Origin of the sequence: Kineococcus sp. G2 (genome assembly GCF_037154035.1) — a bacterium.
In the GTDB taxonomy this organism is placed as follows: domain Bacteria; phylum Actinomycetota; class Actinomycetes; order Actinomycetales; family Kineococcaceae; genus Kineococcus.
On the sequence record NZ_JBBBEM010000134.1, the window covers coordinates 1 to 19,023 of the forward strand.

Here is a 19,023-nt window from a genome sequence, read left to right on the forward strand (position 1 = left end):
GCGGCGCGCCAACGTCCGCGTCACCGTGTTGCTGGTGGCGGTGCCGCAGGCGGTCCTGTGCCTGCCGCTGCCGCTGCTGCTGCTCCTGGCACGGTCCTGACCAGCACTCCAGCGGCTCGGCCGTGCATCCACGTGGTGCTGTCGCACTGCGCACCCACCTCGTGCTGCCCACCGCGCACCGGCGTCACCGCCGAACATCCGCACTCGGCGCGCGATCACCGACCCGAGCTTCGATCGACGTCCTGCCGCGACCAGGCCGGCACCGGCTGCAGGTGCTCATGCATGAACGCCACCTCCACCCGTCTGCCGGGCCAGCAGGAGCAGACCGACCTCGGGCGCGAGGAACTCGGACGCAGTGGCCCGACTTCACGGCCGTACCGCGATCCGCGCGTCGGCGCCCGGCGGTGACGGCGCGGCGTGGCGGGCGTGGCGCTCGCAGACAACGCCCTCGTGCACCCTCGAAGCGTGCTGCGCTCAGCGCGGCGCTGTCCGCAGCACGATCCTGTTCTCTCCGGTGCTGGCCATGGAACGCAGCGCACCGCTGGCCAAGGGGATGACACGAGCCAGCCCCGGCTGACCGTTGCGGCGGGCCAGTTCGGGACCCAGACGACGCATCAAGGCGGTCAGCGCCGGTAGTGGACGGATGAACAAGGTGATCTCGCTGATGAGCTCATCAGCGTCCAGACGCAGGCGCTGTGCCTCGTGCAGCCTCACGCCTGCAACCTTCCCCTCGTAGAAGAGGACCGCGGTGCGGCCCTGGAGGACCTGATCGGTGTAGACGATGTCCTCGATCGCCTCCAGCGCCACCTCCGGCAGGTTCTGCACCTGCGCCCGCCCGGTGAAGACGAACCGCTCGGTGATCGGCGAGATCAGTTGCACGTCCTGATTGAGCGCACTGACCGCCGCAGCAGCATCACGAGCCTCACCGGCAGTTATCCAGCGAGCGATCGCCTGCTCACCTCGGGGATCGATGCCCCCGCGCTGCTCGACCGCCTGCCCCAGTCCGTGGTCCTGCGGGCGTGCTTGGACCCCTGGTTGTGCCTGTTCCACGCCCGCTCCTCATCGACGACCGGCGCCGGCGCTGCTGGATGTGCGTGGACACCAGGCCAGCCCGACTGGAGATCAGCACGCTGCCAGAGTGAGTTCAATGCCGAAACCCTCAAGGGTGGTGGAGTGCGCCAGACCAGCTTCGCCCAGATGCACTGCTCCCTGGCTCAGTCCCTCCAGGTCGTCGGCGACTGGTGGTCGCCGTTGATCCTGCGCGACCTGTACCTGGGAGTGGGCCGCTTCGAGGACCTCGTGCGGGACCTGGGCATCTCGCGCAACCTGCTCACCACCCGCCTGCAGACCCTCATCGAGGGCGGCGTCGTCGAGCGTGAGCGCTACCGGGAGCGTCCGCCGCGCGATCGGTACGTGCTCACCGCGGCCGGGCGTGAACTGGTGCCGGTGCTGATGGCGTTGACGGCGTGGGGAGATCGCTGGGCCACACCGCCGGCAGGGCCCCCCATCGCCTTCGAGCACCGCGCCTGCGCGCACTCCTTCACCCCGCAGGTGCACTGCTCGCACTGCGGACAGCCGGTGCACGCCGACGACGTCGTCGCGGTGCCCGGCCCGGGCGGGCGAGCCTCGCCCGGCACCGTGCTCATCGGGAACTACCTGCCCACCGCCGGGACCACGCACGCCGAACCACCGCCCACCCCCACCGGCAACGCCGTCGACGAGAGGTAGAACGTTCACTGGGTGACGAGCGCCCGATGCCACCGGTTCTCCCGGCACCGCGATCGTCGGGTGATGCCCGTAACGACTTCACGGTCACACCGCCGGTCGGTGGACGTCCGCGTGGCCCGCACCTCACAGGCGTCAGCCGCCGGTGCGGTCCAAGCGGTATCGCACCCGGTGCATGAGCACGGCGTGGGCGACGGTGAGCAGGAACCACAGCACGAACACGACGAACCACCACACGGGCAGGGCGTCGGTCCCCGAGAACGCGGCCTGGACCACGGCGATCGTCACCGACAGGACCAGGACGTTGGTGCTCGCACCGAAGAGGAGCACGTCCTCACGCAACCGACGACGCAGCTCCCCCTCCAGGCCGGCCTCGATCCACCGCTGCTTGTGGGGGACGTTCACCCACTCCACGGACATCCGCAGCACCCACCGCGCCGTGACCGCGAACAGGCCGGCCATGCCCGCGGTGACCAGGGCCAGGAACGTGACCGCCTCAGCGCGCGAACTCCAGTTGCCGGCCTCACCGTCCGCACCGAAGTACGTCGGAACCCGTTCCGGCAGCACCACCGCCGCAACCACGACAGCCGCTGCAGCGAGCACGGTGCTGACGGCGAAGGCGAGAGGTGCAGCCTTGTGGAACACGGCCGCGACGTTACCGAAACCACCTCGCGGTGGCCGCGACGCGTGAGAACAGGACTCCTCGGACCACGAGGGTGCCGCAGCACCCGCCTCGCGCACCAGGACCGATCACCTGCGGCGGTCACCCCAGGGGGGCGCACCAGCAGACGCACCTGCCGCAGCGCCACCGCAGCGCAGACGACAGCACCGGGCGCGAGCACCGCGGCAGGCAGCGCCATCCCCTTGGCTGCCCACCAGCCCACGCTGAAGACGAGCACCGCCACCGCTGCCGCCCCCACCGAAGCCAGCACGCTCCACCCCCAGTCCCGGCGACGCTCACGACGCTCAGCCACCGCCAGCACCGCCAGGGCGCCACCGGCGGCCAGCAGCCCGCACACGGTTCCCAGCACCGCGCCGACCAGGCCCATACCCGCTCCCAGTTCCAGCCCTCCAGCGCCGTCCTGCAGCCCCGACCCCACGAGCGCCAGGCCTGGCAGGAGCCCCAGCACCGCCCCGCACAGCGCTCCTCGCAGCAAGCCCCGACCGACCACGGCATCGAAGGGAGGCTGTCGCAGCGAAGTCTCGGGCACCGCGCGAGGAGTCACCTGTCGACCATGCCAGGCGAAGTCCGCGTGCAGGTGCACGTCGCCCGAGAAGATGCTCGGCCGCGCCACGCCGATGCCCGGTCATCGCGCTGGTCGGGACGTCAGCTTCTGCCGATGTCCGCCCCTACCGGAGTGTCGGTCCGGCGCGGTAGGAACGGGCATGGGCTACCGCGACACCTTCATCTCCGTGGCCGAGGACTGCCGAGCAAGCACCGGCGAGACACCGCCCGAACGCGGTGGCAAGCCCACCGTGGCCGGTCTGCAGCACGCGATGCTCACCACGCGCCCGGGTCGTTACACCCAGGAGGAAGTGCTGCTGGCCTCCTCACCCCAGCTCCGAGCCCGCGAGGACGTCAACGCCCTGGAGGACCTGCCCCAGGAGGAGCTGCAGCGGATGCTCGCGGAGTACTTCGCCCAACCGCGTGCCTGCCTGCGAGCCTCCCCGCTGGGCAAGACCTACGGCTGGGGCCTGCACTACGACGACCAAGGCCGCATCACCGCCCACCCCGTGGACTCGGGTGAGTACACCCGCCTGAGCCAGGACACCTCCCTGACCCAGCTGAAGGCGATGCGCTCACGACGGGCCGGCTGAACCTGCCTCCACCCTTACCGGCACCAGCACCGACACCAATACCGAGGCAGCACGGCGGCGCGGGACAAGACAGGACAGGACGATCATGAGCCAGCACATCCACGACCGGCGCCCACCCCGCTGGCTCGTCCAGCACATCGCCAACCCCCTGGTGCGACGGCTGGTGCCGACCCGGCTCGGCGCACGCCTGCCGGTGGCGGTGCTGAAAGTCACCGGCCGGCGCAGCGGCCGGCGCTTCGAAGTTCCCGTCGGCGTGCACGAGGTCGCCGGACAATGCTTGGTCTTCACCGACGCACCGTGGCGGCTGAACTTCCGCGGCGGTGCAGCCGCAGAGCTGCTCCGCGCCGGGCAGCTGAGCGCGGTGCAGATGCGCCTGGTGGAGGCCCCCGCCGAGGTGGGTGCTCTCTTCCGTGCCGCCTTCGCGGCGGGCATCACTCCGGCGCAGATCGCCATGGCCATCCCTGCCGGGCACGACCCCAGCGATGAAGAGCTCGCCGCACAACGCAGCGTGCTGGTGCTGGCCTGAGTCCGAAGCGCTGGGGACCTCACGGTCATCCCGCAGACATCGTGCGGTCCTGCCGATGTCGTGACGTCCTCCCTGATGGTGATCTTGCACCGTTGAGCCCTCAACGGTGCAAGATCACCGCGGGGTGCCGGACGGTCTCGCTGCAGACCACCACCGACATGCTTGAGCAGCGACGGCCCACGCCGGCGTGTTCGCTCCCGCCTGCAGCACCGCTGTCCGCCGCGGCTCCGAACGCACGGTCATCCCGCGGTGGGCGCGCGATCGTGACAGCTCACGACGACACCGACTCGACCAGCAGCGATCACTTCGCAGGCTCCGGGCGGTCTCATCGTCAACGGCACCCGCAACCAGCCACCGGAGAGCCTCGTGCCCGAGAGCACCAAGGGACCGACGTCCTACTTCCCATCGATCGAAGCCAAGTACGGACATCCGATCGCGCACTGGCAGCACCTGCTGCGCGAGCACCGCACCCAGCACCCCGCGGCCCGGCACATGGACCTGGTCACCTGGCTCAAGAGCGAGCACGGCCTCGGGCACGGACACGCCAACGCGCTGGTGGCCGCCACCTTGGCCGAGGACGAGCACGCCTGACCCGCCAAGGGTCGGCTACGGCGCCCCGCGAGCCGAAACGACTTCACGGTCTTGCCGCTGGCCAGGGCGCCCGCACCTGCCGATGGTCGTGCAGTCGTCAGTGCGCGGATGCGTCGCGTTCCCAGCGCGCCGATCTCGCGCCCAGGTCGATGACGACCCGCCCGATCGGGTGCGGTGAGCCCTCGATCACGTCGCTGGATGCGTCGCGGCCTCGCGCACCGCAGGAAGCACTTCCCAGGCCAGGGAGACCGTGTGCCAGCTGCCGTGCACGTGGTCGGGCAGGCGGTTGCCCAGCCGGTCGGGCCAGTGCCCCTCATCGCGCAGGCCACGCAGGTGCAGGTGCCGGCCGGGCACGACCTCACCGCAGTCCACGCCGAAGGACACCAGCAGGGCCTCCTCGGCCGTGCCGCCCTCAGGGGTGCTGTCGTCCGTCACCGTCGCTCCTCCACGCCACCCGACTCCGACCGCCCGACGATCGGCGAACGGAGCCCGGTGCGCCTCAGGGATGACCCTGACACGCCCCTGAACGGCGCATCGAGCACCCGGTCGCGCCGGTGTCGTGGACGCTCACGGACAGCCCGTCATCCTCAGCGGGCGGCTGCGACCCGACCATGACGGCGATCACGGCCCCGGCTCACCACGCGAGTGATCGAGGCGCTGGCCTCGAGGAGCACCCCGACGACGAAGAGACCCGCACCAGCCACGACGGCCAGGGCCCCACCGATGTTGGCGCCCGCACCAGGATCCAGCGTGGCGTCGGACCAGACGGCCAGCAGGGCCAGCGCGCCCCCCAGGTGCACCAGCACCAGCCCGACACGGGACAACACCGCGCTCACCGACATGACCCCTCCTGCCTCGACCCGCTCGATCACCGCCGCCCATGCTCGCAGCGTCAGCCCGGTGCTGGGCGATCGAACGCGGCGAGGCGCCGGACCTGTTCAGCGACCAGGGGCGGGCGTGCTGGGCGCCGCTGCTGAGAGGTGCGTTCCGTGTGCGCGGTCATCCCGCAGACATCCCGCGCTCTCGCCGAGATCGAGAGGACGCCGACGCATCGGACTGGAGAGCTGTGGCGACCCTCTCCTGGAGCAGCTGGAACGGCTGCTCACCAGGCCCCCCTGAGTTCCGCCTCGTCGTGACCCGACGCACGTTGATCAGCGACTCAGCAGAGGTGGACTGGTCCCGTGCGCCGGTCACGACCAGCGGCCGCTCACCGGGAACGACCGCTCCCCGCCGGCCACCGCCGTCCCAGACGGTCTCGAACGTCGCGATGCACCAGCGACGCGCCACGCCTCGGCGTCGCCGTCACGCACCCGGCGCCGAGCCGCCGACCAGCACCGGAACCTCGGCGCCGGCGGCGCTGAGCACGGCCGGGCCCGGCGCGACGTCCTCGGGCAGGCGGACCTGCCAGCCGACGGCGTACTGCTCGGCGCGACCGGCGGCATCCGCCGTGCCCAGCGTCCACGACGCCTCCCCCTGCGTCAGGACGAGGTCCACGTCCTCCATCGGGCTCTGCGAGGTCGTGGTCGGCCCAGCGCAGCCCGCACCGGCAGCACCGGTGTCGTCGCAGCCCTCGTGGAACCACCGCCCGGACACCTGCAGTTCCCCGCTGCCCGGGACGGGAACCGGCGCCGGGCTCTCCTGAGCCGTGGGCTCCGCCGCGGCAGGGTCCGAGCCGACCACCAGTCGCGGTCCCACGCAGCTGGCCGCTGCGGACGTCACCGGAAGGACCGCGGGCGCCGTGCCCAGCGCTGCGCAGAAGAAGGCCAGCGCACCGGTGACCGCGAGAGCTCGACGGAGTCGCACGTCCCTCGGACGCCGTGACCCGTCGGCCCGTTCCACGCCCGGCGAGGCTCCCACCACGCGTCCGGTCCACCAGGACTCCGCCCGCCGTCGCCAGCACGCCCACGACCCGACGCGCGCGCGGCTCACCGGCACCCTCGATCGCGGTAGCCGACACCAGCAGGTAGGCGTACTCCAGGAAGGCGCGCCTCCACCGCAGCCGCCCAGCCGACGCACCGTCGAGCCGGGCGATGACGAAGGGGTGCAGGTGAGCGGCGCAGAAGACCAGGCGCTGACGCGGTCCCCGCCCAGGGCGGTGGGACCAGCGCGCCGCGGCAGGGGTGTTGCTGCACCACGACCCACCCCGCAGGTCCAGCGCCACGACCCGCACCAGCGCGTCCCGGAGAACCTTCCCGCCAGGTCGGCGGACGTCGGGATCCGCCAGCCGCGGGGCCAGCACGGCTCCGGCCACACCGAACCCGACGCTGCCGGCGTTCTCCAGCGGTCCGGCTCCGGGGCCTGCGACGTGGTCCCACCAGCGGCGGAGGTTCTCCGGAACTCGTACCCGGCGACCCTGCGCACGGCACGCGCGCTCGGTCATCAGCGCCGAGAGGGGCGCGCGACCACGATCGGACCGAGCAGGCCGCTGCTGCGCGTCGACCTCGCCGAGGAGCACACCGCGGCGTGCGCGAGGGGCTCGAAGGAGGTCTCGACGGCGACGCGGTCCTGCGGGAGACCGGCGCTGACGATGACGTCACCGCCCGCGACCTGCCCCTGCTCCACCGTGACGGCTGCAGCGGAGGCGCCTACGGTGGGCAGGGTCGTGCACCCGCGGATCGCGGTCGGGGTGCACGCGGACGCGGCGCCGGCACCGCCGCGAGCACGACCGCGGCAGCGGGCCGGCGGGCACCGTCCCGGCCGCGTCGAGGACGACCGCAGCTCCGCCGAGGAGGGGAACGAGACCGTGCTGCAGAGGACCATCGCCGCCCTGCTGGTGCTGGGCGGTGCGATCTCGCTGTCGCTGCTGCTGTTCGCGTACCCGCGAGCACGCACCGGCATCGTGCTGGCCACGCTGACCGGAGCCGCGGTCGTGGCCGGCTACTGGCTCAGGTGGTCCACCAGGCACCACCACACCCCGCAGCGGTCCCGCACCCGCTGATCCGGGAACGGACCACCGTCGGGCCGGCGACGTCGCCGGCCCACCGCGCACCACCGGTGCCGCACGGCTGGAGGCGCCCACCACCGCGCGGTCCACCCCCGGGCCGGTGCGCTCAGGTGCCCGCCGCGGGCGACTGGCGCAGCACCCGGAACGCGAGCTGCGTGACCGGCCCGAGCGCGAACGCCATCACGACCGTGCCCACCCCGACGGGCCCGCCGAGCAGCCAGCCGACCGCGACCACCGCCACCTCGATCACCACGCGGGAGGCGCCGACCGGCCAGCCGCGCAGGTGGCACGCCACCATGAGGCTGTCGCGCGGGCCGCTGCCCAGCCCGGCGCCGATGTAGAGGGCGCCGCCGAAGCCCAGCGCCAGCACGGAGGCGGCGAGCACGGCCGCCCGCACCGCGACGGGGGCGGTGTGCAGGCCGTCCAGCCACGGCGAGCCCAGCAGGGCGTCCAGCGCCACCGCGATCACCACGACGTTGAACAGGGTGCCCACCCTGGGCCGCACCCCCAGGAACAGCGACAGGACGACCACGAGCACGCCGACGGCGGCGACGACGGTGCCGTAGGACAGGCCGGTGCGGTCGGCGACGCCGGCGTGCAGGACGTCCCAGGACGCGACGCCGAGCTGCACCTGCAGGGAGCCCCACACGCCCGCCGCGCACAGCGACAGGCCGGCGAGGAACTGCACGACCCGCACCGGCGGCGGCAGGCGACGACGAGGTGCGGGCGGGGTGGGGTCCTCGGCGCTTCGGGCGCTCACGGGCTGTTCGTCTCCGGTGGCTGCGGCGGGCGGCGCCGGTGCTTCGACGGTGCCGTCCCAGCCTCGCAGGTGCCCGGCGCGCCCGCCCCGCGGGGCCGGTGCGCCCTCACGGCCGCGCCGCCGCGCGGTGAGGAAGAGTTTTCGCCGCCGTCACGCCCCCCGGTGCCGGGGGGTGATGGGGCGGCCCCCGGCCGTGGAAGACTCCCGCGGGTGACCGAGACCACGCAGCAGGCGGCTGAGCAGGTGAAGGCCCAGATCGGTGTGACGGGCCTGGCGACGATGGGGCGCAACCTCGCCCGCAACATCGCCCGGCACGGGTACGTGACCGCGGTGCACAACCGCAGCGACGCGCGCACGAGGGCGCTCGTGGAGGAGTTCGGCCACGAGGGCACCTTCGTCCCGGCGTACTCGGCGCAGGACTTCGTCGACTCCCTGACCTCCCCCCGCACCGTGATCGTCATGGTGAAGGCGGGCGGCCCCACCGACGCCGTCATCGACGAGCTGGCGCCGCTGCTGAGCGAGGGCGACATCATCGTCGACGCCGGCAACGCCCACTTCGCCGACACCCGCCGCCGCGAGGCGGCGCTGCGCGAGAGGGGCATCCACTTCGCCGGCGTCGGGGTCTCCGGCGGTGAGGAGGGCGCGCTGCTGGGCCCGTCGATCATGCCGGGCGGCTCCGAGCACGCCTACGCCAAGCTCGGCCCGATCCTCGCCGACATCGCCGTCTCCGTGGACGGCACGCCGTGCTCCACGCACGTCGGCCCGGACGGCGCCGGCCACTTCGTGAAGATGGTCCACAACGGCATCGAGTACGCCGACATGCAGCTGATCGCCGAGGCGTACGACCTGATGCGCCACGGCCTGGGCCGCACCCCGCAGCAGCTCGCCGAGGTGTTCACCTCCTGGAACTCCGGCGACCTGGAGTCCTTCCTCATCGAGATCACCGCGCAGGTGCTCGCCAAGGACGACCCCACGCAGGACGGGGTGGCCCTGGTGGACGTCATCCTCGACGCCGCCGAGCAGAAGGGCACCGGCCGCTGGACGGTGCAGACCGCCCTGGACCTGGGCACCCCCGTCTCCGGCATCGCCGAGGCCGTGTTCGCCCGCGCCCTGTCCGGGCACACCGACCAGCGCCGGGCCGCCCAGGGCGTCCTGCCCGGCCCAGCCGAGGACGGCCCGTTCGTCGCCGAGACGGACGCGGACGCGTTCGTCGACGACGTGCGCGCGGCGCTGTACGCCTCGAAGGTCGTCGCCTACGCGCAGGGCTTCGACATGATCAAGGCCGGCTCGGCGGAGTACGGCTGGGGCATCGACCCCGGCGCCATGGCGACGATCTGGCGCGGCGGCTGCATCATCCGCGCGAAGTTCCTCGACCGGATCCGCGAGGCCTACGAGAAGCAGCCGGACCTGCCCTCGCTGCTGCTGGACCCGTACTTCGCCGACGCCGTCGCGAACGGCCAGGAGGCGTGGCGGCGCGTCGTGGCGCACTCGGTGCAGCACGGCATCCCCGCCCCCGGCTTCTCCTCCGCGCTGGCCTACTACGACGGGCTGCGCCGGCCGCGCTCGTCGGCCGCGCTCGTGCAGGGCCTGCGCGACCTGTTCGGCGCGCACACCTACAAGCGCGTCGACCGCGACGGCGACTTCCACGTCGAGTGGGCCGGTGACGGTGCCGAGCACCCCGCCTGAGCCCCCGCGAGACCCCGAGAGCACTGAGAGCGAGGACACGATGAGCGACGCCCCCGGCGGGCAGGCCGCCCCCGCGACGGTGTTCGTCCTGTACGGCGCCACCGGCGACCTGGCCAAGCGCCTGGTCATGCCGGGCTTCGCGGCGCTCGCCAAGGCGGGCCTGCTGCCCGAGCGCTGGGCGCTCATCGGCAGCGGCCGCCGCCCCGTGAGCGACGAGGACTACCGCGAGCACGTGGTCGCCGGCCTGCGCGAGTTCGGCAAGGACCTCGACGACGACGTGCTGGACACCGTGGCGGCCGGGCTGCGCTTCGCCGGCGGCGGGTTCAGCGAGTCGGACCCCGGTGAGCTGCTGGACGTGCTGGAGCGGGTCCGCGGTGAACTGGGCGAGGACGCGCAGCTCGTGCACTACCTGGCGCTGCCGCCGTCGACGTTCGAGGACTACACGCGCGCCGTCGCCGCCCACGGCCTGGCCGAGGGTGCGCGCGTGGTCTACGAGAAGCCGTACGGCACCTCCCCGGAGTCGTTCGAGCGGCTCGACGAGCTGGTGCTGTCGGTCTTCGAGGAGGAGCAGGTCTTCCGCATCGACCACTTCCTCGGCAAGGAGGCCACCCAGCAGCTGCACGTGCTGCGGTTCGCCAACCGGCTGTTCGAGCAGGTGTGGAGCGCCGAGCACGTCGCCCAGGTGCAGATCGACGTGCCCGAGACCCTCGGGGTGGACGAGCGGGCCCAGTTCTACGACGCCACCGGCGCCACCCTGGACATGCTCGTCACGCACCTGCTGCAGGTGGCCGCGGAGGTGGCGGCCGAGCCGCCGGCGGGCCCGGGCCCGGACGCGCTGCAGGAGGCCCGCGAGGCGGTGCTGGGCTGCTTGCGCCCCATCGACCCGGCCGAGGTGGTCCTGGGGCAGTCCAGCGGCTACCGGCACCTGGAGCACGTCGACGACGAGTCCGGCACGGACACGTTCGTCGCGGCGCGGGTGTGGGTGGACAACGACCGCTGGCGCGGGGTGCCGTTCGTGCTGCGCACCGGCAAGAAGCTCGCCGAGTCCCACCAGCACGTCACCCTCGTGCTGCGGCCGCCGACCGCGCTGCAGCACGGCGCGGGGGAGCGCACGGACGAGCCGGAGACGATCACGTTCACGCTGTCCGGCAACGGCACGGTGTGGGCGGGCGTCACCGCCCGCCGTCCCGGCGTCTCCGACGACCTGGTGCCCGGCAAGCTGCACCTGGACCTGGCCGAGCTGCCCGACGCGGAACCGCTGCCGCCGTACGCGGCGCTGCTGCGCGACGTGCTCATCGGCGACCGCGCGCTGTTCACCACCTCCGCGGGCCTGCGCGACGCGTGGCGGGTGGTGACGCCGCTGCTGGAGCAGCGCGGGGAGCTGCACCCGTACGAGCCGGGCACCTGGGGCCCGGAGGCGGCCGACGAGCTCGCCGCCCCCTACGGCTGGCTCACCCAGCACTGACCCCCCCTCGGAGCACACCCCCTCCCCACCCGGTGATCAAGGAAGTGGCAACTTCCTTGATCACCGGGTGGGGAGGGGCGGGTGGGGGTGGCGGGGTCAGGCGGAGCGGCGCAGGGCCTCGACGACGGCGTCGCGCGCGCTGCCGGCGTCCAGGGGCACGCCGGTGGCGGTCAGCGCCCGCGCGGCGCGGCCGTCCGCGCGCAGCAGGCCCAGCAGCAGGTGCTCGGTGCCGATGTGGTTGTGCTTCAAGCCCAGCGCGGCCTTCAGGGACTCCTCCAGCGCCTTCTTCGCCGGCCGCGTGAAGGGCACGTGGCCGCTGAGCGGCCCGCCGCCCGGCAGTCGCCGGCGCAGCCAGCCGCGGCGGCGGCGCCCCGCGCGTTCCAGGGCCCCCGGCCCGAAGGTCTCCTCCACGCGGGAGCGGACCGCGTCCAGGTCGATGCCGAGGGAGCGCAGCGCGTCGGCGTCCTCCTCCGGGCCGCGCTCGCGGGCGACCTCCTCGCGCAGGCGAGCGGCGTCGGCGCCGGCCGCGCGCAGCACGTCGGCACCCACGCCGCCGACGTCCAGCAGCGCCAGCAGCAGGTGGTCGTCGCCGATCTCGCGGTGCCCCAGCTCGCGGGCGACCCGCTGGGCGCCGACGACGGCCTCCCGGGCGCGGGGCGTGAAGCGTTCGAACACGGTGTCCTCCTGCGGTTCTCGGGTCAGTCGCGGGTGGAGTGCTTGCGGTGGGCGGCCTGCTTGGACACCCCGAGGGCGCCGGCGATGTCGGCCCAGGACCAGCCGAGCTCCCGGGCGCGGTCGACCTGGAGGCGTTCGAGCTGCTCGGTGAGGCGGCGCAGCGCGGCGACGGCCCGCAGGCCGACGGCCGGGTCGGGATCGCTGCCCGCGGTGACGAGGGTGTCCGGTTCGGCCATGCGTCATCATGTGTTGACGACCCTGCTCCCGTCAACCCTTGTTGACGCCCCTCCTCTCCCTTCCGGTGATCAAGGAAGTGGCAACTTCCTTGATCACCGAGGGGGGAGTGCGGGGCAGGGGAGTGCGGGGGCGGGTGCGCCGCGTGGGGGACGTGGTCCACCCGGGGGATGACGGGGGACTTCACACCCCGGACCGATCCGCCGCACACCCTCCGCAGCGCACCCTGGGGACACCGGGACGGGCGGGCCGCCCCGGTGCCGAGGAGGGGATCGCCGTGGACGTTCTGACGGGGGTGCTGGTGGTCGTGGGAGCGCTGGCCGGGATCGGGGTCCTGCTGGCCGCGGCGCTGGCCGGCCGGGCCGCCGAGGAGGGGCGCCGGGACGGCCGCCTGCTGGTCGCGCCGCGCGGCGCCGGGTTCGGCGAGGCGAGCCGCCTGGCCGTCGAGGCCGACCGCGCCGAGCGGGCCTCGCGCGCCCCGGTCGTGCACCTGGACGAGCACCGCACCCGCCGCGCCGGCGCCCGCGCCGCCTGACCCCGGAGCCCCTGGCGCCCGCCGGTGCGGGGTGTAGCGTCGCGGACGTGGTCGACGCCGACACGACAACCGCCCCCCGCACCCGCCTCCTGCACGTCGGCCTCGGCGGCTGGGGCCGGGACTGGGAGCGCAACGCGATCCCCCGGGTCCCCGAGGTGGAGCGCGTCGCGATCGTCGACGCGCACGGACCCACGCTGCGCACCGCGCAGCGCGAACTGGGCCTGCCGGACGCCGCGTGCTTCACGTCGCTGAGCGAGGCCGCGCGGTCCGTGGCCGCCGACGGCGTCGTGGTGACCGCCCCCGTGCAGTTCCACGTTCCGCTCGCGCTGGAGGCGCTGGACGCCGGCCTGCACGTCCTCGTCGAGAAACCCTTCGCCGGCACCGTCGCCGAGGCCCGCACCGCCGTCGAGCGCGCCGAGGAGCTCGGTCTCGTGCTGCAGGTCAGCCAGAACTACCGGTTCTACCCGGCCCCGCGCGCCGTGCGCGAGCTCGTGGCGGACGGCGCGATCGGCGACCTCTCCGTCGTCCACGTCGACTTCCGCCGCTGGGCCAACGACGCACCGGTGCAGACGAACCGGCACTACGCGTTCCCGCACCCGCTGCTGTTCGACATGGCCGTCCACCACTTCGACCTGCTGCGGATGGTCACCGGCCGCGAGGCGGTGCGCGTGTACGCGAAGGTCACCGACCCGCCGTGGAGCCGGTTCGAGCAGGAGGCGTCGGCGGTGCTGACGATCGAGATGACCGGCGGGCTGGTCGCCAGCTACCGCGGCAGCTGGGTCAGCCGCGGGCCGCAGACCGCCTGGGACGGCGAGTGGGCCCTGGAGGGCGAGCACGGCCGCATCACCTTCACCGGCCGCGGCGGCGACGGCCCCGGCGACGACGCCGTCACCCTCAGCCGCGGCGGCGGGGAGGCCGAACCGGTGGAGCTGCCGGCGCCGGACGTGTGGGGGCGTTCCGCGGGTCTGCGGCAGTTCGCCCGCGCCGTGCGGGGCGGTCCCGCCCCGGAGGTGACCGGCCGGGCGAACCTGGGAAGCCTCGCGATCGCGGAGGCGGCGGCGCGCTCGGTGGGATCGGGCCGGGTCGAGGACGTCGAGCGGGTGGAGGAGCTGTGAGCGGCACGCAGCGGGCGCTGCGCGTCCTCGTGTGGAACGAGGGCGTGCACGAGGCGAACCGGAACCCTCCGGACATCGGCGAGTACTACCCCGACGGGATCCACGGCGCCATCGCCGCCGGGTTGCGGCGGTTGCTGCCGGACGCGGAGGTCTCCACCGCCACCCTCGCCGACCCCGAGCACGGCCTGGGCGAGCAGGTGCTGGAGAGCACCGACGTGGTGCTGTGGTGGGGGCACGCCGCCCACGAGCAGGTCGCCGACGACGTCGTCGAGCGGGTCCGGCAGCACGTCCTGGGCGGCATGGGCCTGCTGGTGCTGCACTCCGGGCACTACTCGAAGATCTTCACGCGCCTGATGGGGACGACGTGCTCGCTGGCGTGGCGCAACGAGGGCGAGCGCGAACTCGTGTGGAACGTGAAACCCTCGCACCCCATCGCCCGCGGGATCCCCAGCCCGATCGTCATCGACCGGCAGGAGATGTACGGGGAGCTGTTCGACATCCCCGACCCCGACGACCTGCTGTTCATCAGCTCCTTCGCCGGGGGGGAGGTGTTCCGCTCCGGCGTGACGTTCACCCGCGGTCGCGGGCGGATCTTCTACTTCAGCCCCGGTGACCAGGAGTACCCCGTCTACCACCACCCGCACGTCCAGCAGGTCCTCGCCAACGGCGTCCGCTGGGCCGCGCCCGACGAGCCGGGCCGCGACGTCCCGGACGTCAGCAACCCCTCCCGGGAGTGGTTCGGCGCCGGGTGACCCCCGGCGGGGTCCTCTCAGTCCCGGCGGCGCACCGTCCGCGCCCGCCGGACCAGGTCCACCGCTGCCGCGTCCCACGAGGGGTGCGCGAAGGTGAAACCCGCCTCCAGCAGGCGGCCGGGCACGACCCGCCGGCTCTTCAGCAGCAGTTCGGTGTCGGTGCGCAGGACGAGCGCGCCGGCCTCGGCCATGAGGCGGGTCGCGGGCAGGCCGAGGCGGCGGCCCCACGCCCGGCGCAGCGAGCGCGTGAACTCGCCCTGCGGGAGCGGCTGGGGTGCGGCGACGATGAACGGGCCGTCGAGGTCCTCGCGCTCCAGGAGGAACAGCACGGCCCGCACGAAGTCGTCGCCGTGGATCCAGGACACGAACTGCCCGCCGCCCGCGACGGGGCCGCCGAGCCCGAGCCGGGCCATCCACGACAGGTAGTCGAAGATCCCGCCGCGGTCCGGCGTCATGACCATCGCGGTGCGCAGCGCGACGCGGCGCGTGGCGGGCACGTCGGCGTCCGTCTGCGCCTGCTCCCACCGCCGGGCGATGCGCACGCTGTACTCCCAGTACAGGGGGACGTCGGGTTCCTCGCCGCCGAGGACGCCGTTCGCCTCGTCGTGGGGCAGCCCGTCGGGGCGGCTGCGGGCGTCGGCGTAGATCGTGGCGGTGCTCATCTGCACCCACACCGCGGGCGGCCGCGCGGCGCGGGCGATCGCCTCCCCGACCATGCGGGTGGACTCGACGCGCGAGTCCATCATCTGGCGCAGGTTCGCGTCGGTGTAGCGGCAGCTGACCGTGCGGCCGGCGAGGTTCACGACCGCGTCGGCGCCGTCCAGCTCGGCCGCCCACGCGCCGAGGGTGCGCCCGTCCCACACGACGTGGCGGACGCCGTCCTGGAGGCGCTCGGGCCGGCGGCTGAGGACCACCACCTCGTCGCCGCGCTTCGCCAGGGCCCGCCGCAGCACGCCGCCGACCTGGCCCGTCCCGCCCGGGACCACGATCTTCACCTGCCGAGGGTAGGCCGCGCCCGCTCCCGGCGGGCCCGTTCCCTCCCCTTCGGTGATCAAGGAAGTGACAACTTCCTTGATCACCGAAGGGGAGGGGGACGGAGGTGGCGCCGGGATCGGGGATGATGGGGGCCCACCCGTGCAGCTGGCGTGACGCCAGAGGAACCACCTGGCGTCAGGAGGCCCGAGCGTGCCGCAGGACCCGTCCCCCGGGGACCAGCCCGTGCACCAGCCCGTGGACCGGTCCGCCGAGGCGGCGGTGCGGGCGCTGACGGCGGACGGGGCCCGGGTGGCCGCGGCGCGCCGGCTGCACCCCGGCACCGGCACCCTGGCCGGGCTGGACCGGCTGGCGGACCTGGCCGCCCGGCTGCTGGGCGCCGGCTCCGGGCGCGTCTCGCTGCTGAGCGACGTGCAGCGCGTGGCCGGGACCGCGGGCCCCCAGCCGGCCGCCGGTGCGCTCGGCGAGGAACCGCTGGCGCAGTGGCTGTGCACCCGGACCGCCGCCTCCGGCGCCCCGCTGGCGATCGCCGACACCACCGCCGACGAGCGGGTGGCGGACCTGCCCGCCGTGACCTCCGGGGTGGTGAGGTCCTACCTGGGGGCCCCGCTGACCGTGGACGGCGGTCACGTGGTGGGCGCGGTGTGCGTCTTCGAGCCCGCGCCGCGGTCGTGGAGCGAGCAGGACGTGGCGCTGCTGCAGCAGGTGGCCGCCGCCGCGGTGGCCGAGCTGGAGCTGATCGCCCTCAGCGGTGAGTACGCCTCCAACCGGGCGCTGCTGGAGCTGACGATCGGCGCCGCCGAGCTCGGCACGTTCGACCTGGACCTCGCCACCGGGGCCCTGACGGCGAACGAGCGGCTGCTGGAGCTGGCGGGGCTGACCCCGGAGACGTTCGGCGGCACCGTGCGGGACGTCTACGCGAACCTCCACCCCGACGACCTCGAGGCGACGACCGCTGCGGTGCGGGAGGCCGTCGACAGCGGCGGCGAGTACCACGCCGAGCACCGCTTCGCCCACCCCGGCGGCGGGTACCGGTGGGTCGTGGCGCGCGGCGCGACGCTGCCCGGGCCCGACGGCGCCCCGGCGCGGCTGCTGGGCGCGGCCTACGACGTGACGAGCCTGCGGGAGGCCGGCGCCCACGTCGAGCACGTCCTCGACTCCATGGCCGTCGCCTACCTGGCCGTGGACGCCGACTGGCGCGTCACCTACCTCAACGCCGAGGCGGCGCGCATCACCGGCACCTCGCGCGAGCAGCTGCTCGGTCGCGACGTCTGGGAGGCCTTCCCCGCGGCCGTCGGCACCGTCTTCGAGGAGCGGTACCGGCACGCCGCGGCCACGGGGGAGACGGTCGTCTTCGACGCCTACTACCCGGCGCCGCTGGAGGTGTGGGTGGAGGTGCGCGTCGTGCCGGACGGCGGTGAGCCGAACCGGGGGCTGGCGCTGTACTTCCTGGACGTCACCGCCCGCAAGCGCGCCCAGGACGCCGCCGAGGCCGCCCGGCGGGCGGCGGAGGAGGCCGCGGCCCGCCAGGAGCTGCTGGCGGCGGTCTCCCGGGAGCTGTCCGGGGCGCTGGAGGCCGAGCTGGCCGTGGCCAGCCTCGCGCAGCTGGTCGTGCCCGCGCTGGGCGACTGGTGCGTCGTCAGCGTCGTCGACGACGACGCCCCGGCCAGCACCCCGGCCGGGGTGCGGGCCAGCACGGCCGCCGGGCGCCCCGGGCAGCTGCGCCGGGGCCTGCGCGACGCGGGCTGCTGGCACCGCGACGAGGCCCTGCTGCCGCTGGTGCAGGAGTACTCCGAGCACCGCCTGGACGAGCTGACGGACACGGCCTTCCTGTGGCGGGCGCTGCGCCACGCCCGGCCGGTGCCGGTCCCGGACGCCACCCGCGCCGTCACCGCGGTGCTCGAACCCGGCGGGCGGGCGCGCGAGCTGCTGGCGCAGCTGGCGCCGAGCGGGGCGGCGATCTTCCCGCTGCGCGGGCGCGGGCGGACCGTGGGCCTGCTGACCGTGTTCACCGGACCCGGCCGCGCACCGCTGAGCACGCAGGAGATGTTCACGGCCGCCGAGGTCGCCGACCGCGCCGGCCTGGCCCTGGACTCCGCCCGGCTGTACCGCCAGCAGCGCGAGCTGGCCGAGGGGCTGCAGCGCTCCCTGCTGTCCGAGCCGCCCGAACCGGACCACGGCCAGATCGTGGTGCGCTACCTGCCCGCCGCGGAGGCCGCGCAGGTCGGCGGCGACTGGTACGACGCGTTCATGCAGCCCAGCGGCTCCACGGTGCTCGTCATCGGCGACGTCGTCGGCCACGACACGCAGGCCGCCGCCGCGATGAGCCAGGTGCGCACCGTCCTGCGGACCCTGGGGGCGCTGGCCGACGACTCCCCGGCGCAGGTCCTGGCCGGGACGGACCGGGTGATGGCCAACCTGGAGATCACCACCACCGCCACCGCCGTCGTCGCCCGCCTGGAGCAGAGCGCCGACGAGCGGCGGCGCGGGGTGACCCGGCTGCGCTGGTCCAGCGCCGGCCACCCGCCGGCGATGGTCGTGCACCCCGACGGCTCGGTGCTGCCGCTGGCCGGGGTGCACGCCGACCTGCTGCTGGGCGTGCTGCCCGACGCGGAGCGCCGCGACAGCGAGGTCCTGCTGGAGCGCGGCTCCACCGTGGTGCTCTACACCGACGGGCTCGTCGAGCGCCGCGACCAGCCCCTGCACGAGGGCCTGGTCGCGCTGCAGGAGGTCCTCGAGGAGCTCGCCGCCGAGGACCTCGACCTGGACTCCCTGGTGGACCGGATGCTGCGGCGGATGCTGCCGCCCGCCGCCGAGGACGACGTGGCCGTGGTCGCCGTCCGCCTGCACCCGCAGGACCGGCCGCGCCCGTCCGAGGCCGGCCCGAACCGGGTGCCGCCGCACGTGCCCGACGAGCCGGACGTGCCGCCGATCGTGCGGGCCGAGGCCGGGCTCAGCCCTTCGGCAGCTCCCGCAGCCACCGCTCCGCCTCGGCGAGGGTGAGCACGGGGCCGTTCTCCCCGAAGGCGATGCGCGCGTCCGCCGCCCCGGGGCGGCCGCTGGTCAGCAGGTAGCCGGGGTGCCGCGCCGTCGGCGCCTCCAGGGTCCAGCCCTTCGCCTTCGCGGTGCGGCGCAGCGCCTCGAAGCGCGCCTGCTCGTCAGCGGGCACGGGTGCCCCTCCGTCTCGTGTCGTCGGTGGTCGCG

General features: G+C 74.3%; 22 protein-coding genes. 11 read left to right on the forward strand and 11 right to left on the reverse strand.

The window, feature by feature from the left end:
- Window positions 1–474: 474 nt before the first annotated feature.
- Window positions 475–1,050 carry a hypothetical protein gene (locus tag V9U69_RS18210; protein ID WP_337063275.1) on the reverse strand — a complete coding sequence of 192 codons (576 nt, stop codon included), beginning with the start codon at window positions 1,048–1,050 and terminating at the stop codon, window positions 475–477.
- A gap of 123 nt (window positions 1,051–1,173) precedes the next feature.
- On the opposite strand from V9U69_RS18210, the gene V9U69_RS18215 reads away from it, so the two are divergent.
- Window positions 1,174–1,728 carry a winged helix-turn-helix transcriptional regulator gene (locus V9U69_RS18215; RefSeq protein WP_337063276.1) on the forward strand — a complete coding sequence of 185 codons (555 nt, stop codon included), beginning with the start codon at window positions 1,174–1,176 and terminating at the stop codon, window positions 1,726–1,728.
- Between the two features lie 132 nt (window positions 1,729–1,860).
- Here V9U69_RS18215 and V9U69_RS18220 read toward each other — a convergent pair whose 3' ends face one another.
- Window positions 1,861–2,370 carry a DUF1648 domain-containing protein gene (locus V9U69_RS18220; protein WP_337063277.1) on the reverse strand — a complete coding sequence of 170 codons (510 nt, stop codon included), beginning with the start codon at window positions 2,368–2,370 and terminating at the stop codon, window positions 1,861–1,863.
- 741 nt (window positions 2,371–3,111) lie between these two features.
- Here V9U69_RS18220 and V9U69_RS18225 point away from each other — a divergent pair.
- From V9U69_RS18225 to V9U69_RS18235, 3 genes are all read left to right on the forward strand, one after another.
- The gene (locus V9U69_RS18225; protein ID WP_337063278.1) at window positions 3,112–3,543 is read left to right on the forward strand and encodes a DUF6157 family protein; all 432 of its coding nucleotides are present in this window, start codon (window positions 3,112–3,114) and stop codon (window positions 3,541–3,543) included.
- 85 nt (window positions 3,544–3,628) lie between these two features.
- A complete protein-coding gene (locus V9U69_RS18230) occupies window positions 3,629–4,069 on the forward strand; it encodes a hypothetical protein (protein WP_337063279.1) in 441 nt (146 codons plus the stop codon).
- A 366-nt stretch (window positions 4,070–4,435) separates the two neighbouring features.
- Window positions 4,436–4,660 carry a DUF4287 domain-containing protein gene (locus V9U69_RS18235; RefSeq protein WP_337063280.1) on the forward strand — a complete coding sequence of 75 codons (225 nt, stop codon included), beginning with the start codon at window positions 4,436–4,438 and terminating at the stop codon, window positions 4,658–4,660.
- A 186-nt stretch (window positions 4,661–4,846) separates the two neighbouring features.
- Here V9U69_RS18235 and V9U69_RS18240 read toward each other — a convergent pair whose 3' ends face one another.
- The 4 genes from V9U69_RS18240 to V9U69_RS18255 form a co-directional block, all read right to left on the reverse strand.
- Entirely contained in the window at window positions 4,847–5,095 is a 249-nt protein-coding gene (locus V9U69_RS18240) for a hypothetical protein (RefSeq protein WP_337063281.1), read from the reverse strand.
- Window positions 5,096–5,247: 152 nt separating this feature from the next.
- Complete coding sequence (locus tag V9U69_RS18245) at window positions 5,248–5,532, reverse strand: hypothetical protein (protein WP_337063282.1); 285 nt, start codon at window positions 5,530–5,532, stop codon at window positions 5,248–5,250.
- 430 nt (window positions 5,533–5,962) lie between these two features.
- On the reverse strand, window positions 5,963–6,253 hold the full coding sequence (locus V9U69_RS18250) for a hypothetical protein (protein ID WP_337063283.1): 291 nt from the start codon (window positions 6,251–6,253) through the stop codon (window positions 5,963–5,965).
- 786 nt (window positions 6,254–7,039) lie between these two features.
- A complete protein-coding gene (locus V9U69_RS18255; protein ID WP_337063284.1) occupies window positions 7,040–7,222 on the reverse strand; it encodes a hypothetical protein in 183 nt (60 codons plus the stop codon).
- Between the two features lie 28 nt (window positions 7,223–7,250).
- Here V9U69_RS18255 and V9U69_RS18260 point away from each other — a divergent pair, with 28 nt between their 5' ends.
- Window positions 7,251–7,598 carry a hypothetical protein gene (locus V9U69_RS18260; RefSeq protein WP_337063285.1) on the forward strand — a complete coding sequence of 116 codons (348 nt, stop codon included), beginning with the start codon at window positions 7,251–7,253 and terminating at the stop codon, window positions 7,596–7,598.
- A gap of 112 nt (window positions 7,599–7,710) precedes the next feature.
- Here the strand turns inward: V9U69_RS18260 and V9U69_RS18265 are convergent, their stop codons facing one another.
- Window positions 7,711–8,364, reverse strand: a complete 654-nt coding sequence (locus tag V9U69_RS18265) for a YczE/YyaS/YitT family protein (protein WP_337063286.1) — start codon at window positions 8,362–8,364, stop codon at window positions 7,711–7,713.
- Between the two features lie 210 nt (window positions 8,365–8,574).
- On the opposite strand from V9U69_RS18265, the gene gndA reads away from it, so the two are divergent.
- Together gndA and V9U69_RS18275 are read left to right on the forward strand one after the other, a co-directional pair.
- On the forward strand, window positions 8,575–10,050 hold the full coding sequence (gndA, locus tag V9U69_RS18270) for an NADP-dependent phosphogluconate dehydrogenase (protein WP_337063287.1): 1,476 nt from the start codon (window positions 8,575–8,577) through the stop codon (window positions 10,048–10,050).
- Between the two features lie 40 nt (window positions 10,051–10,090).
- Window positions 10,091–11,515 carry a glucose-6-phosphate dehydrogenase gene (locus V9U69_RS18275; protein WP_337063288.1) on the forward strand — a complete coding sequence of 475 codons (1,425 nt, stop codon included), beginning with the start codon at window positions 10,091–10,093 and terminating at the stop codon, window positions 11,513–11,515.
- 96 nt (window positions 11,516–11,611) lie between these two features.
- Here the strand turns inward: V9U69_RS18275 and V9U69_RS18280 are convergent, their stop codons facing one another.
- Window positions 11,612–12,190, reverse strand: a complete 579-nt coding sequence (locus V9U69_RS18280) for a Clp protease N-terminal domain-containing protein (RefSeq protein WP_337063289.1) — start codon at window positions 12,188–12,190, stop codon at window positions 11,612–11,614.
- 23 nt (window positions 12,191–12,213) lie between these two features.
- Complete coding sequence (locus V9U69_RS18285) at window positions 12,214–12,426, reverse strand: helix-turn-helix domain-containing protein (protein ID WP_337063290.1); 213 nt, start codon at window positions 12,424–12,426, stop codon at window positions 12,214–12,216.
- A 275-nt stretch (window positions 12,427–12,701) separates the two neighbouring features.
- On the opposite strand from V9U69_RS18285, the gene V9U69_RS18290 reads away from it, so the two are divergent.
- Genes V9U69_RS18290 through V9U69_RS18300 form a run of 3 tightly spaced genes read left to right on the forward strand, consistent with a single transcriptional unit; the run spans window position 12,702 to window position 14,826 of the window.
- On the forward strand, window positions 12,702–12,959 hold the full coding sequence (locus tag V9U69_RS18290) for a hypothetical protein (RefSeq protein ID WP_337063291.1): 258 nt from the start codon (window positions 12,702–12,704) through the stop codon (window positions 12,957–12,959).
- 47 nt (window positions 12,960–13,006) lie between these two features.
- The gene (locus V9U69_RS18295) at window positions 13,007–14,074 is read left to right on the forward strand and encodes a Gfo/Idh/MocA family protein (RefSeq protein ID WP_337063292.1); all 1,068 of its coding nucleotides are present in this window, start codon (window positions 13,007–13,009) and stop codon (window positions 14,072–14,074) included.
- Complete coding sequence (locus V9U69_RS18300; protein ID WP_337063293.1) at window positions 14,071–14,826, forward strand: ThuA domain-containing protein; 756 nt, start codon at window positions 14,071–14,073, stop codon at window positions 14,824–14,826. The genes V9U69_RS18295 and V9U69_RS18300 overlap by 4 nt, the downstream gene beginning before the upstream one ends.
- A gap of 17 nt (window positions 14,827–14,843) precedes the next feature.
- Here V9U69_RS18300 and V9U69_RS18305 read toward each other — a convergent pair whose 3' ends face one another.
- Window positions 14,844–15,821 (reverse strand): epimerase, encoded by a 978-nt coding sequence (locus tag V9U69_RS18305; protein ID WP_337063294.1) that lies wholly within the window; start codon window positions 15,819–15,821, stop codon window positions 14,844–14,846.
- A 190-nt stretch (window positions 15,822–16,011) separates the two neighbouring features.
- On the opposite strand from V9U69_RS18305, the gene V9U69_RS18310 reads away from it, so the two are divergent.
- The gene (locus tag V9U69_RS18310; RefSeq protein WP_337063295.1) at window positions 16,012–18,822 is read left to right on the forward strand and encodes a SpoIIE family protein phosphatase; all 2,811 of its coding nucleotides are present in this window, start codon (window positions 16,012–16,014) and stop codon (window positions 18,820–18,822) included.
- Here the strand turns inward: V9U69_RS18310 and V9U69_RS18315 are convergent.
- A complete protein-coding gene (locus tag V9U69_RS18315; protein ID WP_337063296.1) occupies window positions 18,773–18,988 on the reverse strand; it encodes a hypothetical protein in 216 nt (71 codons plus the stop codon). The two genes, V9U69_RS18310 and V9U69_RS18315, sit on opposite strands and share 50 nt — an antisense overlap.
- Between the last annotated feature and the right edge of the window lie 35 nt (window positions 18,989–19,023).